The organism is Streptomyces sp. NPDC093586, assembly GCF_044764905.1.
Classification (GTDB): Bacteria; Actinomycetota; Actinomycetes; order Streptomycetales; family Streptomycetaceae; genus Streptomyces.
Genome location: NZ_JBIWJA010000060.1, coordinates 1 through 16,909 on the forward strand (window position 1 = coordinate 1; position 16,909 = coordinate 16,909).

The 16,909-nt window shown below is 70.3% G+C and carries 11 protein-coding genes and 1 pseudogene; all 12 read right to left on the minus strand.

What is annotated here, in order from left to right; genetic code table 11:
• Positions 1-371: 371 nt before the first annotated feature.
• Positions 372-668, minus strand: a complete 297-nt coding sequence (locus ACIRFH_RS34630; protein WP_403529927.1) for a hypothetical protein — start codon at positions 666-668, stop codon at positions 372-374.
• A 425-nt stretch (positions 669-1,093) separates the two neighbouring features.
• Entirely contained in the window at positions 1,094-1,837 is a 744-nt protein-coding gene (locus ACIRFH_RS34635) for a transposase family protein (protein WP_403529930.1), read from the minus strand.
• 122 nt (positions 1,838-1,959) lie between these two features.
• Positions 1,960-2,415 carry a hypothetical protein gene (locus tag ACIRFH_RS34640; RefSeq protein WP_403529933.1) on the minus strand — a complete coding sequence of 152 codons (456 nt, stop codon included), beginning with the start codon at positions 2,413-2,415 and terminating at the stop codon, positions 1,960-1,962.
• 92 nt (positions 2,416-2,507) lie between these two features.
• Complete coding sequence (locus ACIRFH_RS34645) at positions 2,508-3,308, minus strand: hypothetical protein (protein ID WP_403529935.1); 801 nt, start codon at positions 3,306-3,308, stop codon at positions 2,508-2,510.
• A gap of 266 nt (positions 3,309-3,574) precedes the next feature.
• Positions 3,575-3,853 (minus strand): hypothetical protein, encoded by a 279-nt coding sequence (locus ACIRFH_RS34650; RefSeq protein ID WP_403529938.1) that lies wholly within the window; start codon positions 3,851-3,853, stop codon positions 3,575-3,577.
• A gap of 66 nt (positions 3,854-3,919) precedes the next feature.
• Positions 3,920-5,683, minus strand: a pseudogene (gene mobF / locus ACIRFH_RS34655) (MobF family relaxase).
• 380 nt (positions 5,684-6,063) lie between these two features.
• A complete protein-coding gene (locus ACIRFH_RS34660; RefSeq protein WP_403529940.1) occupies positions 6,064-6,687 on the minus strand; it encodes a hypothetical protein in 624 nt (207 codons plus the stop codon).
• A 542-nt stretch (positions 6,688-7,229) separates the two neighbouring features.
• A complete protein-coding gene (locus ACIRFH_RS34665) occupies positions 7,230-7,748 on the minus strand; it encodes a hypothetical protein (protein WP_403529943.1) in 519 nt (172 codons plus the stop codon).
• A gap of 317 nt (positions 7,749-8,065) precedes the next feature.
• Positions 8,066-9,013: an LLM class flavin-dependent oxidoreductase gene (locus tag ACIRFH_RS34670; RefSeq protein ID WP_403529946.1), complete on the minus strand. Its 948-nt coding sequence runs from the start codon at positions 9,011-9,013 to the stop codon at positions 8,066-8,068.
• Positions 9,014-9,024: 11 nt separating this feature from the next.
• The gene (lanM, locus tag ACIRFH_RS34675) at positions 9,025-11,766 is read right to left on the minus strand and encodes a type 2 lanthipeptide synthetase LanM (RefSeq protein ID WP_403529949.1); all 2,742 of its coding nucleotides are present in this window, start codon (positions 11,764-11,766) and stop codon (positions 9,025-9,027) included.
• A complete protein-coding gene (locus ACIRFH_RS34680; protein WP_403529952.1) occupies positions 11,763-13,919 on the minus strand; it encodes a peptidase domain-containing ABC transporter in 2,157 nt (718 codons plus the stop codon). Before ACIRFH_RS34680 ends, lanM begins: the two co-directional genes overlap by 4 nt.
• Positions 13,919-16,882 carry a type 2 lanthipeptide synthetase LanM family protein gene (locus ACIRFH_RS34685; RefSeq protein ID WP_403529955.1) on the minus strand — a complete coding sequence of 988 codons (2,964 nt, stop codon included), beginning with the start codon at positions 16,880-16,882 and terminating at the stop codon, positions 13,919-13,921. The genes ACIRFH_RS34680 and ACIRFH_RS34685 overlap by 1 nt, the downstream gene beginning before the upstream one ends.
• Positions 16,883-16,909: the final 27 nt, after the last annotated feature.

Genomic DNA, 16,909 nt, shown 5'->3' on the forward strand with positions numbered 1-16,909 from the left:
CCCGCGGAGCGGGTACCCCATCGCTGCGCGATGGGCAAGCGAACACCCGCGCTGCGCGCGGGTGTTGCGCTCCCGCTCCGCGTGAGCGCTGGCGGGACGCTGCGCGTCCCGCTCACCAGACCGGCTGCGCCGGTCTGGTGACGCTCCGTTCGCTGCGCTCCCGGAGCTGCGGTGGCCTACGCTGCGCTCCAGCCACCTGGTGGCGCAGCGCGCCACAGGACGGACCCGCTGCGCGGGCCCGTCAACGGGCCTTCGGCCCGGGCGCCTGTAGGGACGGGGGCATGGTGGTCGGGTAACAGGCTGTCAGCAGACTGCGGGCCCCCCACCCTGCGGTCGGGGCCCGGTTGACTCGCGGGAGGGGTGATGTGCCCTCAGGCGTGAGCGTGGAGGCGGGTACTCGGCAGCTTGTGCGGGGCAGCGTGATGCGCGGGCCGGCCCGTCGTGGGAATGGCAAGGCGCCGCAGGGCGAGGGTCGCGGTGATGAGCAGTACAGCGAAGACGGCCAGGAGGAGGACGGACACCCACATTTGTCGGCTCCCCGGGGCCTGCCAGCCGGTCCAGGCCACGGACCCTGCCCACAGGAGAATGGCCGCAGCGTAGAAGGAGCGGATCCGGCGCAGTTGCCGCACGGCCCGCAGGAACTGGATGCGTTCGGTCTTCGGTGCCATGCGGCACCGTGTACCCGCGATGCGCGATGCCCCTCAGGGGTGGGCGAGACCTTGTGGAGGGGATTGCTCGAGGGGCTCGCTGATCTGCATCTCTATTTGATGCAGCATGTAGCCTTGGCATAAAACGGGGACATCCGGTAGCAGGGTCGGGGGCGCATCAGTCTCGGCGTCTTATGCCCGTGGTCCGTCCGCTGAATTGAAAGCCACGGTCCGGCAGGACCGGTGGGGAGGGGAAGAGCGCTGTGGATCCCGATGCGCTGAGGCCGAACTCCTGGCCTGAGGTGAAGCCGTAGACACCAGCGCACCAGGCAGTGGAGGTCAGTGAGCTACCGCCACCTTGAAGTCGCAGGTCAAAGGGCTAGTGTGACTGACTCTCGGGGTACTCGTGCTGGTCGTGGGCGGGAGTCTGCGGAGAAGATCATCCGTCACCGGCTGACTTCGAGGTTCGTCAGCACGAGCAGAGCGCGCAGGAGGCGGGTGGCGCGGGCCGGGTCGGTGCGGAGTTTGGTGAGGGTCCGCCAGTTCTTGAGGTGGGCGAAGCCATGCTCGACCGGTGCCCGTCCGGTGGCGAGGACGCGGTTGGCGGTCTTCTGGCTCGGGGTGAGCTTGTGGGTGCGGGTGGCGTGGAAGCCGGTGACGATCACGGGGTCGAGGATGTCGTTGTCCAGGCCGCGGAAGCCGAGGTCGGCCAGCGCCCCCAGGGCGGCGGTGTTGTCGTGGGTGCGGCCGGGCCGGGCGGCGGATATCCAGATCAGGCGGCCCTTCTCGTCGGTCAGGGCGAGGAAGTGCAGGCCATGGCTGCGGTGCTTGCCGGAGTAGTTCCGCCGGTCGGCCTTGCCGGTGCGGCGTCTGGTGCGGATGAGAGTGCCGTCGATCAGGACCACCTCCCCGCCCCGCCTGGCAACCTTCTTCAGGGCGCGGTCCAGGCGCGGGGCCTGGGCGGCGAGCAGCCCGATCAGCTCGTCGCGCCAGCGGCGGACGGTGGACTCGGACACGTTGTTGCCGCCGGCCATGTCGGCCAGGCGCTGGTCGTGACGCAGCACGGCCAGGACGATCACCGCGATCTTCCCCGGCGGCAGGATCCGCCATCGGGACCGGATCGCCTTCAGATGGCGCCTGAGCAACTTGGCGAGGCGGTTGAGGTGCGCGTGGACAGCGGCAGACGGCACTGGTAGACAAGCGGGCAGGCGTCCTCGGCATGCTCTTTGGTATTCGTCACACAATTCCAACGGCCGCCGGGGGCACCCCGGTTACGCCCGTGCCGAGCCGCTCCGAGTGGCGGTGCTCCTGGTCACAGGCGGGTGGTGAACCGGCCGTCGGGCAGTTTCCGGAGCCAGCCGCGATCGACGAGCCTTACCAGCTTGCCGCGTAGCGGTTCCAGCTTGGACCGCACGCTGACGTCCACCCCCACCACCTCTCCGACCTCACGGGCCATGACCGGTCCGGCGGCCTGCCGCACGGCGGCGATGATGCACTGGTAGTCCCACGGCAGCGCGTCCTCCTCCACGCCCGGCTCGCGGTGCGGGATCAGCATCACCGTCTGTCCGCCCACCTGCCCCGGCATCGGGCGGGTTGAGGAACGCTCCTCAGCGAGCTGCCTGGTCATCCGTTCAAGGACGCGTTCGGCGACTGCGAGTTCGTCCCGCTCGACCCGCACTTCCGCCAGCCGGCTGGCCAGCTGTCCTTCGAGTTCGTCCAGTTCCGCGCGCCGCGCGGTGATCTGTTCCAGCAGCTCGGGATCCAGCATGCACAGGACCGTAGAGGGCCGTCCGGCCTCAGTGGTCAGGAACAGGAACGGGCCCGCGCTCCGCGCTGGAGAAGATTTCAAGCAGCTCGTCGTCAGTGCGCCCAAGGCAGACGAACCGCCTCGATTTCACTGTCGTTCAGCAATGCGTTGATGAGGGCTGGGGGCCCGGCGACCTTGGTGCCCCACAGGTCGTAGTCGGTGCACAGGACCCACGAGCGGTCCTCGGCCCAGAGGTTGGACGGGCTGAAGTCGGCCTCGGACTGGTCGTACAGGATCTCGGCGTCGCCGATCCGGCCCGTACGCACGTGGAGGTTGTCCAAGTCGATGGCCTCGAGCATCAGCGGGTTGTAGTAGGCCAGGCAGCGGGTGTCCGGGCCCGCGGGACTGAACTGGGTGAGGATGGCGATCAGCCGGTTCCAGGTCTCACGGTCCAAGCTCCCCTCGGTCGGCGGGACCATGCCTAGCGGCCAGCTGCCCTCCTTCTTGGCCGTGGGAAAGCAACGGTAGGAGGGCATCAGCCCATCGGGCACGACCGGGTCGCCGGTTCGCCGGGCCAGCTCGGCCCAGCGCAGCCGCCGCCAGCCGGGGCCCGGATGCTGGGCACGGCCCAGCCCTCCTCCCGTGGCGATGCCCACGGCGTCGAGGTCGATGCCTCCAACGACGTGCGGCTGGACACTCCCGTCCGCCAGCCGCGCCTGGTGGTACTCGTGGTACGACACATCGGTCGGCCTCTGCTTGTGCTCGTACATGGCGTTGAGCACCCACACGGCGTCAGGCATCGCCGGAGGCATGAACCCGGTGATGCCATCGCCGCACAGCTCCAGCAGCCAATCGGTGGCCTCGGAAGGCACGAGCGGCCACAGGCTTGACATCAGGTTCGACTCCTCGGACATGCGCCCATGATCCCAGGCGCGAACCGACCTCCCGCAAAGGGCCAGCATTACGCCGCCCGAACTCGCCACCTGGGCACGTTCCCGCGTGCCTGGCCAGGATGCCGAGGCGCACCTCGAACACCATCGAGCCGACCGCTGACGAACGATCTTCTCTGCATACTCTCGCCCACGACCAGCACGAGTACCCCGAGAGCCGGTCACACCACCCCTTTGACTTGCGACTTCAAGTTGGCGGCAGCTCACTCAGTGGACGGTGCCTGACACCGTCACCACAGCCAGGCGGTGGAGTGCCGCACTCGGGACAGGGCGCGGGCGTCGCGGCGCGCGGCGGCGTTGCCGATCCGGTTCTGCCGGAAGCGGGGCCGGCGCGAGTTCGCGGCGGCGAGGCGGCGCTTGGCGGCTTCCTGGAGTTGCTTTCGCTGCTTGCGCAGTTCCGCCTTCTTCGCGGCCTTCGACTTCGGCGTCCGGGGGCGCTTACAGATCGGCTGCCATCCCAGGGGCTCGTCAGGGTCGGGCTCCTGGTCCTCGTCGAGCGCGGCGGCCATCTGCTCGCGGGCGGCGCGGGCGAGGGCGAGGGCTTCGTCGGGGTTGGGGCATTCTTCCGGCGGTGTTCACGTGACTCCTCCTGCGGTTCGGCCCGGCGTGTGCTGGGTGCTGGGTTGCTGGGTGTGTGGCTGCGGGGCCGTCGCCGGGGCGGGCTGCGGTCGGGGGCCGTGGGCGGCTTCGCGCGCCCGTCGGCTGTCCTGGAGCGTGGCGATCACCTGCGCGCGGGCGGCTTGGAGGGTCCGGCGGGTCTGCTCCACCGCGTCGACGCCGGTCTCCGGCTCCGGGAGGCGGCCGTCCTTCCGGCCGTCGCGGAAGGGCCGCGGATGCGACGGCCTCGAGGCGGTGGGCACCGCGACGGTGTACGGGCGGGGGCGCGAGCCCAGGCGTTCCGCTCGGCGCGCGGCGCGGACCCGGGCGGCCAGGGCGCCGGCGGCGAGGCGGGCCCGCTCGTACGGTGCCGCCGTGCGGCTGCGGGTCAGCGGGCGCAGCACGGCCTGGTCCTGGGTGTCGCTCGGGTACAGGGCGCGCAGATCGGCGGTCATCATCCGCCGGCTCGCCGGGCGGGTGTAGTCGTCGACGACCGTCTGCACGATCCGTTCGTCCAGGCCGGGTTCGTGGCGGCGGCCGCGCAGGACGTAGGAGAGGTGGCGGCGGGCTTCGGCGAGCAGGTGGTGGCGTGCGAAGGCGCCGCGCATCACGTACACCACGGCGACGACGTCGACGGCCGCCAGCGCGAGGTCGACCACCGGACGCACCCGCGCCCACACCGCCGCGGCCGCCGCCCGCGCCCGCTCGGCGAGCCGGTCGACGACGTCGGCGCCGAACGCCCGGATCGCCGAGGTGCGCCATCGCTTGCGCAGCTCGGTCAGCGACCACAGCTCGGTGCGCTTGGGCGGGCGGGTCTGGTCGGCGGCCTGGCAGGCCAGCGCGTAGGAGGCCCGCTCCCCCGGCGCGTGCCCCTGCTTCTCCTCGTACCGGGCGGTCAGGACGGGCAGCGCGTCCTCGATCTGCTGGCGGCGGGTCGACTGCCAGCCGATGAGTCGCCGGTCGATGCCCGCGATGTCCATCACGGGCCGGCGGCCGGGCGTCACCTCGCGCGGCTCCCACGCCCACCCGAGCCGGGCGGACACCTCCTCCATGAAGTGGAGGAGGTAGAGGGTGTCGGCCGCGACGATGTGGGTCATCAGCGAGTCTGCCGACAGGTTGCCCCACTTCCCGTCGTGCGGCCGCCGGGCGCGGATCGACACGACCGCATGCGCGTGCAGCAGGGGCCTCGATTCCGTGGCTCTGAACTCGTAGTGCCTAAAGACCGCGACGAACCAGCCCGTCCTTGACCCGGGCCCGCTGCCTGCCGCCGGCCTTCCAGCGGATCTGTGCGACCGCCTCCTCCATCCACGCCAGCGTCTTGTCGCGGGCGATGTCCTGGCACAGCTCCAGGACCCGGCGGTGCTCGTCGTCCATCAGGGCCCACGCGATGTGCGCCGTCGGCGGGGCCGGAACACCAGGTCGAACGCCAGCCAGGGGGTGCGCTCCTTGGCCTTGCCGGTCTCGGGTGAGCGGTTGTGCTCGATGGGCCTGCCCAGCACGGTCGCCCGCCTCGCCTGCTCCGGGCTCTTGCCCTGCGCCAGGAGCCCGCGCTCGATCCAGTCGGCGTCCGGGTGCCGGCCCTCCCCCAGGAGCAGTTCGGCCTGCCGCTCGGTCACCACGTCCCCAGCCGTCAGGCCGAGCGCGGCCAGGCCCTGGCCCTTCCAGACGCCGGGCGGGACACCGGCATCGTCCTGGGCGGCGCGCAGCGGTGTGCCCGCCTGGCGGTGGCCGTCGCCGACCATCACGCCACGGAAGAGGTAGCGCACCCCGGCCCCCGGGCGGACTGGCGACATGCTGATCATCGACCCATGGAACCCCTGCGCTGACTTGCGCAAAAGCGTGATCCGGGGTCGGTCCCGCCGGGCGGGAGGGCATCACCAGATCTTTACCGCAGCGCCCGCCAGGCGGACCGTCCGCTCAGCACGCGGCAGTAAGCCACCGACCTGTGCACAGTTCGCCGCATGAATCCGAGGTTGCTCCACGGAGACCTCTGCCCGCTGTGCCGACGGCATGCCCCGCGCGCGGGAGTTCTACGATGTGATGCGCGTCTTCTACGAGAGCTGACGACCGTGCGAATGCTGCGCGGGAGACTCCTCAGTCGAGTCTCCCGCGGAGTCGGGTATCAGCTGGCGGGATGCGCAGTCTTTGTATCCGAGAACTGCGCGAACATGGCTCGTGTCTCTTCGGCTTCCCGCGCCTGTCGGCTGAGCTCTTGCTCGATCTGTTCAAGCACTCGGTGGTGCAGCTCGCTGTCTCGGACAGGTTGTTTGATTCGCTTCAGGAACATCTCGTACATGTCGATGTCCTCGCCCGGTACGCAGAGACGAGCGTTATCGGAGGAATCCCCGGTCATCCAGCCGTGAGCTCGGGCCAGGTTCAGGCTGTCCTCCACTGCCGATGGCGACAGACCGGTGAGGTCTGCCAACTCGGGAACGGTGAAGCTGACACCCTGTGTATCGGTGTACTTGCCGGTGCCGAGACTGTCCGCCAGTACGAACAGGCACACCCTGACCATGTCGGGCAGGTCGGCCGCCAGCATGTGACTCAGGTACCGCGTCCGCTCCTCGGCGAGATCTTCGGGATTGTGGATGAATGAGCGAAGTCGAGCCTTTTGTGCTGCATGAGCGTCCTCTTCTTGTGCCCGCTTTGCGTCGACCTTACGGGTTGCCTGACGATGGCTGATTCCCTCTTTGTCGGCCAGTGCGCGGATGCGGGCCTTGCGGGCGCTGGAGCCGTTCTTCGTCATGCGCTTCTCCAGGGAACCCACGCTCCTCCCGGGTCAGCCGAACGAGTCTGGCGGCGGGAAGTCTGCACGGGCCCGTGTCGGCGGATGCCGGGGGAGCCTTGGCCGGACTGGGTCACAAGCGGCGTGGGCGCTGCGACGGCGGCGGTAGGCGTTCGTGTCATGCCACCCTGAACCGTAGTACGCGCCTGATCGTCAACTAGCTATCTCACCCTTACGTGGGCGTGCCGTCCCGGTCCTAGCGAGGCCGGCGGCAGGGCGGCGATCGGAACGAGTACGCCGCTGCGCCAGGCGCTCGCCACTCACGGACTGACCCGGCACGGTGTGTCCACCGGCTCGGGGCCGCGCTGGTCACCGTGACGCTGGGTGCCTCCAAGACGCATGCCCTGGCGATCCTCCTCAGCCGACGCGACGTTCTTCCCCGACAGGTACGGCAGGGCGACGCCGGGTGGGCGCCAGTCCGTCGTCACCCTGCTGTGGTCAGGTCTTCGGGCGAAGTTCCGGCCGCCGTGGCGCCGCTGTTCCAGGGCGCCTCGGAGGGCCGGTCACCACACGTCGATGGACCAGACGTCGCCTTCCTGGTGCCCGTTCGGGTCCGGGGCTCCGGATGCGCAGGGGGCGGGGCCGGCGATGACGTGGATGCGGCCTGCGGAGCGGGACACGCGGTAGCAGTTCATGTCGCGCGACGTGTTGTCCGTGTCGAGTTCGACGGTGTGCCCGAGAGCCTGGAGAGCGGTGTGCAGTTCGGTGAAGGGGACTCGGGGCGCGAAGGGCCCGTACGTGCGCGTGAGCGGTGGGGGCACCGTGTCCGGTGACTGGTCGTACAGCAGTCGTTGGACCGGCACGCCGAAGCCGAAGCACGCCATCCGGGCGGGCTGCGCCAGCTGTCGGGGCGAGAAGTTGATTTCCACGAGTCCGTAGTCGCGGCGCAGAAGGCCACCGCCGGGCACGTCCAGGAAGGCGTGGCCCAGGGCGGCTTCCCAGCCCTCGGGGCCGGTGCCGACGGTGGCGCCCAGAACGTCGCCACGGGCGGCGACATGGGCACAGAAATCGACGGCGGACACGCTCTGCCCCCCTTTTTTTTTCTGCCTGCACAGACGCGGTGAGCGCAACGGTAGCAACCTCGCTGCGGGCCCCCTTGCGGGGACGATCGCAGACTCCAGGGACGGGTTCTCGGCCGGGGAGTCGCCGTCGACACCGGACCGCCGTGCCGTCACGGTCCCCTCACTCTTCCTCCCCGCAATGATCACTTTCGGTGTGCTCCGGGCGCTCCATTCGCACCACTGAGGGGGATTCCTCATGCGCATTCGCCGCGTCCTGACCGCCGCCGGAGCTGCTGCCGCCGTCACCGGGCTCGGCCTGACCGCGGCCGCCGTCGGGCTCAGAGCGCATCGAGGATGTCCTGGAGGTCCTGCGCGGCAGCACGGCCGCCGGCCGTGGCGGCCACGCCTGCGACGTTCAGGACGACCTCCTCGACACCGGCCTCGGCGAAGCGCCGCAGACCGTCGCGGATGTCCGCCGGGGTGCCGTGCAGGAACAGGCCCGCATCGATGAGCCGGTCCACGTCCGGCTCCTCTCCCGTCACCGTGATCCCCGCCTGCCGGAGTGTGTCCCGGTAGTGGTCGGCCTGAAGGTGCATGCCCACCGTCGCGAACGCGGTCTTGCGCATGTCGCGGCCGTCCCGTGCGACCGCGCACGGCACGATCGCCGTCACCGGGACCGGGTCCCGCCCCGCCTCGGCGCTGGCCTTGTGCACCCGGGGGACGATGACGTCCCGCAGGTATCCGGGCGGACACAGCCATGCGACGGCGTCGTCGGCGATCCGCCCGGCCAATTCGGCCATCCTCGGCCGCAGGACACCAACCCCGACCCGGATCTCGGGAGAGCGGACCGGGACGAGGCGGGCTGTGGTCGAGTAGTGCTCGCCGACGGTGTCGACGAGTTCGCCGCGGACCAGCCCGCGGACTGTGCTCACGTACTCGCGCACCGCCGTGAGCGCACTGCCGTACGGTTCTCCCCTGACGCCGCGCTGGTACTCCACGCCGCCGGGCCCGTACGCGGCGATGACCGGGAAGCCGGTGGTCAGGGCGGTCGACCGGGCCTCCATCGCCGCGTGGACGGGGGAGCGCAGCGGGGTGAGATTGACGCCGAAGCCGCTGGGGACCCGGATGCCGATTCCCGCGAGCCAGCTCACGAGCTGGTGGTTGTCGATGATCTGGGACTGCCCCTGCCACAGCCGTTCGGCCCGGGTCCAGCGGACCAGGTTGGCGAAGGGGACGGCCTGTTCCGGCCGGGTGGGGGCGATGGGCAGCACGAGCGAGCAGCGCACGCCGGTGTCTCCTAACAGGTCAGGGCGGTCGGTATGCCGTGTGCGGTGTCCGGAGCGCCCAGCATCAGGTCGGTGTCGGCCACGCCGGACCAGCCGAGCAGGTAGCCGACCAGCGAGGTGTGGCCGACGGCACCGGTGTAGAAGCCGTGGCGGCGCGCGAGGCCGATCACCCGGTCCTGGTAGGCGCGGGCCCGGTCGAGGAGCCCGGTGTCGCCGCTGAAGGCCGCTGCTGCCAGCAGGGCCTGGACCACGCCGCTGGTTCCGTGGCAGACCGACAGCTCCACCGGCCCCTCCTCCAGGGCGGTCGCCGCCTCCACTAGGGCGGCGAGGCCGTTGGCCAGGTGGTCCTCGCGCCCCGCGGCCCGGCAGATCTCGCTTGCCGCGAGGAGGACACCCGCGGCGCCCTTGCACCAGCCGGTCACGGGCGGCCGGTAGTCGCGCAGCCGCGCGGCCAGCCAGTCGAAGGCCCGTCGGCACAGGTGCGGCTCGTCCAGCACCCGCCCGGTGCGGGCCATGGCCCAGTACAGGCCGAGTTCGCCGTGGGCCAGCTCCATCGTCGCCCCGGTCGGGGCCGCGCGCCCGGGCCGGAACACCAGACGGCGTACGGCGTCGATGTGCCCGGGGTCGTGCGGCAGCCCGTTCTCGACACGGGACAGCAGCAGCATCAGCACGCCCGCGGGTCCGTTGGCCACATCGGCCTCCAACTTCTCGCCGCGCTGTTCCATCTCCTCGACGAGTGCGGTGATCTGGGCGTCATCGACGGCGTGCGGCCGTGCCAGCAGGAGGGAGGCCCGGCCGGAGTAGGCCGACTCCGGGATGACGGCCAGGGTGTGGGCGTAGTCCTCCGACAGTGCCGCGAGGCCGCGGTCGGCGGCGTCCCGCAGGGGCGCGAACCGCTCGTCGGTGCGGGCGGCGGTGCGCAGCAGGCGGGTTATGCCGCCCATGTCGTGGAAGGCGATGTAGTTGCCGGGGGTGATCGTGGCCGCCCCGCGGTCGGGACCGATGCTGCCGAGCCAGCCGGCCTGCCGCCCGTCGGGAAGGTCGAGCTGGACGGAGAGGTCGGCGATGACGTCGGTGATGCGGTGCCCCCAGTCGCCCGGGGCGGCCGCGGCCAGGGTCTGCCCGGCGAAGACGCCGTGCGCCGACAGGCCCTCGGGGGTGGAGGTCAGGCCACCGAGGCACTCCTCGATGAGGAACCGGTGGTAGCGCTCGTGGCGTTCGCAGGCCGCGCGCACGCCACGGCGCGCGTTGTCCAGCGCGGAGGTCCTGAAGAACCCGTCCATGGAGTCGTCGTGCGTGGCGAGCCCGGTCGACGAACCGCGGGTGAAAAAGTACGGGATGTTGCCGGTGTCGAGCGCGCCGGCCTCACACCTGCGCAGCCAGGCGGCCTGCTCCTCGGGCAGCCGGCGCGGGAACCGGTGCAGATGCCCGAGCAGCCGGTCGGTCTCGGACTGCGAACCGAGGTATTTCGGGTGGGTGGCTGCGTCCAGATAGCGGGCGTAGACCTCGGTCGTGCGCAGCACGCACCGCACGGGCAGGTCCGGGTGGGCAGCGAGCACCGGGTGGGCGCCGCCGGCGCGCAGGAAGGCCAGCGCGTCGCGGTAGCCGGCCATCATGTGCGGGAAGTGGTCGGTGACGGCCAGGTCGGTGCCGTTCAGGTTCGGCACGTTGGTGCTGTGGCGGTAACTGAAGGTGGCCCACTCGACGCGGATGGCGTCGGTAGCGCCGTCGACCACCTCGGGTTTGCGTATCCGGGACTCCTGCTCGCCCGGGACGCCCACGCCGGAGACCATGACGTCGATCACCGCGTCGGGATTGGCCAAGGGAAGCAGCATGGTCGACGTCACCGAGTTCTTCATGTGGTTGATCAGCGTGTTCGACAGGGTGTCGTTGTCGACGCCGGCGTCGGCTCTGACCAGGGTTTCGGTGTCGATGACGCAAGGGTGCTCGCCGTGCGCGAGGAGGTTCTCGTCGTGCAGATCGGTGGCCCCGATGGCGCTGAACAGGCAGGTCAGCGCTCCGAACCGGTAGAAGTAGCGGGCGGGCGCTGCCGGGTCGGACATCGGCTCGTGCCGGGTGTGGCGCTGCCATCCGTGGTCGCCGAGGGACACCGAGTCCGGCACGCAGCGCTCCAGCGAGTGTGCGAGGTGTCCGGAGGCGGCGCGGTACAGGTCCCGCGCGAAATGGTCCGCGGTCAGCGGGCGGGGCTTGTACACCAGGCGGTGGCCGCCGCTGGTGGTCACGAACATGACGCTGCGGTTGTCGTTGTGGGGATCGGAGCCGGACGGCTCCACCGCGGTGATCGTCTCGTCGGGGGCAAGTCCGAACGTCTCGGCCAGGACCCGGCGGTCCCGCCGGTAGGCGTCGAGCATCTCCCGGCAGGCGTCGAGCATGTTGCGGGTGACACCGTCCAGTCGCCGCTCCAGCACCGGGTACCGGCCGAGCAGCTTCTTGTGGTGCCGTTCGTCGCCCAGGCGAGAGCTGAAGGCCGCGAGGGCCTGGCGGGAGGTGGCGTCCGGGGGGAGGCCGCACGCCTCCCGGTACCGGTGGAACTCCCCGATCAGCGTGCGGTAGGAGTGGCCCTCGACCGTGGTCAGGACGGTCTCCCACATCCGGTGCGTCACCGCCGCGCGGTTTTCGGCGGCCACGGTCTGTTCCAGGGCCGCGGCGAGCGTTTCGTCGAACCGGTCCCTAGGGATGACGCGGGTGTAGAACGGCAGGAACGCCTCGATGGATATGGCCGGCTGGTTCATGCTGTCTCACCTAGGAAGGTAGGGGTGTCCGCGTCGGTGTACAGGGCGGCGTAGGCCGCCTGTCGCTCCATGAGCTGGTGGTGGGTGCCGTGCTCGATGACACGGCCGTCGCCGAACACGTAGATGTGGTCGGCGTCTTTGATGGTCGCCAAGCGGTGCGCGATGATCACCTGGGTGGCGCCGGTCTCCTCGATGATCTTCGATACGCGGCGCTCGTTGACGGTGTCCAGCGAGGCCGTCGCCTCGTCCATGACGATGATCTTCGGCTGCTGGAGGAGAACTCGTACGATCGCCAGCCGCTGCCGCTGGCCCCCGGAGAAGTTGGCGCCCATCTCCGACACGAGTGTCTTCAGGCCCATCGGAAGGTCCTCGACGAAGTCGAGGACGCCGACCGAGGCGCAGTACGCGCGCACCTGTTCCGGGTCGATGTCCCGGCCGAGCGTCAGGTTCTCCAGGATGGTCCGGTTGTGCAGGTGCACTTCCTGCGGGATGTAGCCGATCTGGCGGCGCAGGAAGTCCGTGTCGTAGTCGCTCATCGGCCGGCCGCCGAATTCGATCCGGCCGCTGGTCGGTTCGTGCAGGCCGCAGATCAGGCGCCCCAGGGTCGACTTGCCCGAGCCCGAGGCGCCGACCAGGGCCACGCGCGAGCCGGCCGGGATGTCGAGAAAGACGCCCTTGACCACCGGGCTGCTGTGCCGGGTGTACTGGAAGGAGACGTCCCGCAGGGTGATGGAGGCGTCCGGCAGCGTGCGCACGCTGCCCCCCGGCCGCTCCGGCTCGTGTGCGGTGATGTCGCTGAGCCGGGCCATGTAGCGGGAGGCCTCGGCGAACTCGGTGACCATCTGGAACACCGAGGTCGACAGCGAGAAGTAGGTCGCGGAGACCGTCTGCACGGCGATGGCCGAGCCGAGCGACACCACGCCCTGGGAGACGAAGTACAGGCCGGCCAGCAGCAGCACCAGCGGACCGAACATCTGGGTGGTGGTGGCCATGCCGGAGATCCAGCCCTGCTGCAGCCGCATCCGGGCCCGCATCGCGTCGAGGGAGGCCCGGTAGGTCTTCTCCCACTCGTCGGCGAACTGCCGCGCGTAGCCGCCCATCTTGATCGTGGGGATCGACACGATCGCGTCCAGCTGCGTGACCTGGCTCTTGGCGAGCTGGCTGATCTCCGCGTCGGCGACCTCCTTCACCCGCACGCGGGTGGCCCACAGGAAGCCGGCGTTCACCGCGAACAGCGCCGCGGCGACGAGCCCGATGTGCCAGTCGGTGACCAGCAGGTAGATGCTGATGCAGACCAGGGTGCCGATGTCGAGGACGCCCTGGGCGATCCGTGACGACAGCAGGTCGCGCACCGCGTTGACGGTGCCCAACCGGAACACCAGCTCACCGGGTTGCCGGGTGGTGAAGAACTTGTACGGCAGCGACAGCAGCTTGCGGAAGGTGTGACCCATCAGGTGGCGGCCCATCACCGAGATGAGCGAGGAGAGGACCGTCACCCGCACCAGCCACAGCAGCAGATAGCCGCACGCCGCGGCGGTCACGGCGCCGATCACCGCGGCGAGGGCGCCGGGGTCGTGCCAGTGCGTCTGCCGGTCCACGGCCCATTTCGTCAGCGCCGGAACGCCGAGCACCGCGAGATAGCCGCTCAGGGACAGCAGCCCCACCAGCAGCATGCGGGAGCGGGACTGCGCGGCGAAGAGCGGAACACTGTGCCAGTCCTTGCCCGCCGGCTGTGTCTGCCGGCGGAAACCGGGGCCCGGCTCGGGCGCGATGACGATGTCGCTGAAGCTCTCCTCCAGCTCTGCCCTGCTCAGGCGCCGGCGGCCCACCGCAGGGTCCATGACCGTGGCGGTCCGGCCGTCGAACTTCTCCAGGACGACGAAGTGGTAGTCCTCCCAGTACAGGATGACCGGGGCGGTGAAGGAGGCCAGGGCGTCGATGTTCCGGACCCGGAAGGCCTTGGTCTTCATCCCGCGCGAGCGCAGGAAGTCGGCCAGTTGCTTGGCGCCGAGCCCGTCCCGGCCCGCTTCCAGGTCCTGTCGCACGCTGAAGAAGTCCTCGTGGCGCCCGTAGTGGCGCATGACGGATATGCAGCAGCACAGCCCGCACTCGGTCTGGGTCACCTGGGTGACCGTCGGTACCCGGCGCCCCATCAGGCTGCCCCGATCGTCAGTGACAGCGGGGAGATCCGCAGCTTCGGGGCGAGCCGGTGCACCATGTGCAGCAGGACCCCGGACGTGCCGACCATCAGGCTGTTGGTGTGTGCGTACCGGCTGCGGCGGTCGGCGAGCTTGCGGGTGAGGACGTCCGGCCGCAGCCACTCGTCCTCGATCCGCGCGAGCCAGGCGGTGAGCCGTTCGTCCGTGCGGGCGGCGGCGATGCCGTACAGCACGTCGTGGTTGCCGAGGTCGCCGTGGCACCACGTCAGGTTCCGGCCGAAACCGTGGGCGAGCGTGTTGGCCACGGCCTGGTCCAGCCACTGCTCGGCGCGGGCGGAGCCCGTGTGCGCGACGCAGACGGCGAGGGCCAGGGAGATGCCAGCCGCGCCGTGGCACCAACCCGTGGAGAATCGTTCCGGCGTTGCGATGTTGGAGAACCAGTTCTTCTCCGCCTCGTCGTAGAAAGTGTCCAGGCGGTCGAGGAGAGCGTCGACCGCTGTGTCGGCCCGCTCGGCCGTATTCCCCGGGAGGCCGGGACGCAGCACGCTCAGTGCGTGCAGCACCCCGGCGACGCCATGGGCGAATCCCGACTGGTCGTACCAGGTGCCCTGCCGTTTCTCGACGGCGTCGCACAGCATGTCCACGAGCTGTGGCACCGCGGCCTCGGCCTGCGGGCCGCCGATCGCAGCGATCATTGTCGCCGTTCCGGAGATTCCGCCGATCACGTCGGCCGCGGGCGTGGGCCGCGCGATCTGGTCGAGGACCAGGGGGATCGCCTCCTGGGCGGCCTTGGTCCATCCCGGCTCGTCCAGGAGGACGCCGGCGGCGTGCAGGCCGAACAGCAGGCCCGTCATGCCGGTGTATGCGCCCGCCCCCGTCTGCTGCACACTGCGCTGCTCGTACCGCCGTCCGGCCAGGATGTCGGCGCTGGTGGAGAAGATCTGCCGGGCGATGTCCGCGTACCGCTCCTCACCGAACAGCCGGCCGGCGGCCGCGAGAGCGAGCGCGGGACCGGTGCGCCCGGTGTACAGGTCGTAGCCGAGCACCCCGCACGGCCAGGGACGTTCCGCCGCCGCCGAGGCCAGCGGGCCGATCCAGGTCCGCGGTAGGTGGCCGAACTTGTCCGGCAGGTTCGTCGCCACCAGCTCGTCGGCGAGCGCGTGGGCGAAGTCCGTGAGCGCCTCCCGCCCGGCACGGTTTGTACCGGGGCTGCCGACCGTGCCGCCGGTGAGGTGGTTGTCGGGGAAGCGGGCGCAGAAGGCGGAGTACAGCAGCGTCAACTGCCGCTGCACGACGGTCTCCTCGAGCCGCGTCACCTTGTCCAGGGCCCGGCTCAGCGGTGTGCGCGCCAGGCGTGCCCCGGTGTCGGCGCCGTCGGGGTCCCGCAGGACCGTGCCGGTGGCCTCGACCGTGAAGTAAGGCACGTCACGCTCGGCCATCTGCCGCAGCTCGGACACGACGATCCCCCGGTCGGAGGTCTTCGACGCGATCGCGATCCGCTTCAGGAGCGCGAGGTGGGTTTCGGGGTCGGCCATGCCGGCGGCCGAGGCGGTCATGCGCAGGATCTGCGCGTACAGCGCCGTCGGGTTGTGGACGTACCGGATCCGCAGGGTCGCGGCGACGTCCCTGAGCATCCCTGCCCAGCCTTCCCGGTCGCGCATGACGGCGCGGGCGACCTGGACGAAGCCTGCGGCCATCTGCTCGGCGAGGGCGTGGACGTCCTGCTCGCCGGCCTCGGGGACGACGGTGCTGCGCTGCCCCGCCTCCTGAGCCGCCAGCACCATCCTGATCCGGTCGGTGAAGGGGTCCACGAAGGTCAGCCCCTTGAAGGGAGCGGTGCCCTGGTTGCCACCGCCGAGGAATCCAAGGTCCACGTGGCCTGCGTCCTCGCCCTTGCCCGCGAAGACCAAGGGCAGGATGCCGGTGCCGTACAGGGAGCGGGCGATGGTGTCGTACGCGTTGTCCTCCGCCTCCGGCTTGGGGCCGGTGTGCACGCGGGCCGGGTGCAGCAGCGTCTCCAGGTCGACGGGGACCGGGCCGCGCCGGGTGGCGATGATGTTCTCGAAGTGCATGTCCCGGGCGTCCAGGAGGTACAGCACCGCCCCCAGCGCACCGCAGGAGCGCATGAACCGTGCGGAGACGTCCGAGACGTCCTCGGCGGGGATGTACTCGACGTACCCGTAGCCGTCCCGGACGAGCGACCCGGCCGCGGGCAGCTCGGTCCCGGCGATGCCGTTGACGTACGCGGCGATCGTTTCGAACGCGGCCTCGCCGGAGATGTCCCGGGGTTTGTAGACGAGTCGGCGGCCGGAGGCGAAGGTCAGGACGGACACGCTGCGGCCGTGGGCGTGGCTGTCCCCGCCGGCCTGTCCGATGGAGGTGACGACGTCGTTCGGGGCTATGCCGAAGGTGTCGGATATCGAACGCCGGTCGGCCTCGAGGCGCTCGCACAGTTCGGTGAAGGCCGCAGCCGTGTTGCGGACTATGTGGCCGATGCCGGCGCGCAGCGCGGGAAATTCGTCCAGTGTGGTGGACCAGATGTCCGTGACGAAGTGCTGATAGCGCGCCTGCGGGCTCTGGCCGTGCAGTCGGCCCTGGGCCGATGCCCTGTTGACTGCGGCCACCAGGGAACGGGTGCAGGTGTCTTTCAGACGGGTTTCGGCGCGGGCGAGAAGCTGTTCTGAGATGTCAGCGGTGTTCTCGAACAGTGCGGCATGCCGGTTTACCGTTTCGGGGCGGCACGCGGCGGCGGCGAGAGAGCGGATGATCCGCTGGAACGGATATGTCTCGATCTCTTCCGTCTGTGCGACGGCCGCCGGTGATAGAATGGTGCGAAGTCCCGCACCGGATACGGCGAGATACGACAGGAGTTCGTCGTCGAATGCGGAAAGCGGCTGGATGGTCTCCTGTATTTCCGCGCTGTCGAACTCGGGGTAGAAGTCCTGTAGAGAATTCAATTACTCTGCTCCATTGAGCGCGGACAC

Bases quoted from the DNA above. Each gene is read 5' to 3' on its own strand.
- ACIRFH_RS34630 (WP_403529927.1), bottom strand. From the start codon at position 668: ATGGCACCGAAGACCGAACGCATCCAGTTCCTGCGGGCCGTGCGGCAA.
- ACIRFH_RS34640 (WP_403529933.1), bottom strand. From the start codon at position 2,415: ATGCTGGATCCCGAGCTGCTGGAACAGATCACCGCGCGGCGCGCGGAA.
- ACIRFH_RS34645 (WP_403529935.1), bottom strand. From the start codon at position 3,308: ATGTCCGAGGAGTCGAACCTGATGTCAAGCCTGTGGCCGCTCGTGCCT.
- ACIRFH_RS34650 (WP_403529938.1), bottom strand. From the start codon at position 3,853: ATGGCCGCCGCGCTCGACGAGGACCAGGAGCCCGACCCTGACGAGCCC.
- ACIRFH_RS34660 (WP_403529940.1), bottom strand. From the start codon at position 6,687: ATGACGAAGAACGGCTCCAGCGCCCGCAAGGCCCGCATCCGCGCACTG.
- lanM (WP_403529949.1), bottom strand. From the start codon at position 11,766: ATGAACCAGCCGGCCATATCCATCGAGGCGTTCCTGCCGTTCTACACC.
- ACIRFH_RS34680 (WP_403529952.1), bottom strand. From the start codon at position 13,919: ATGGGGCGCCGGGTACCGACGGTCACCCAGGTGACCCAGACCGAGTGC.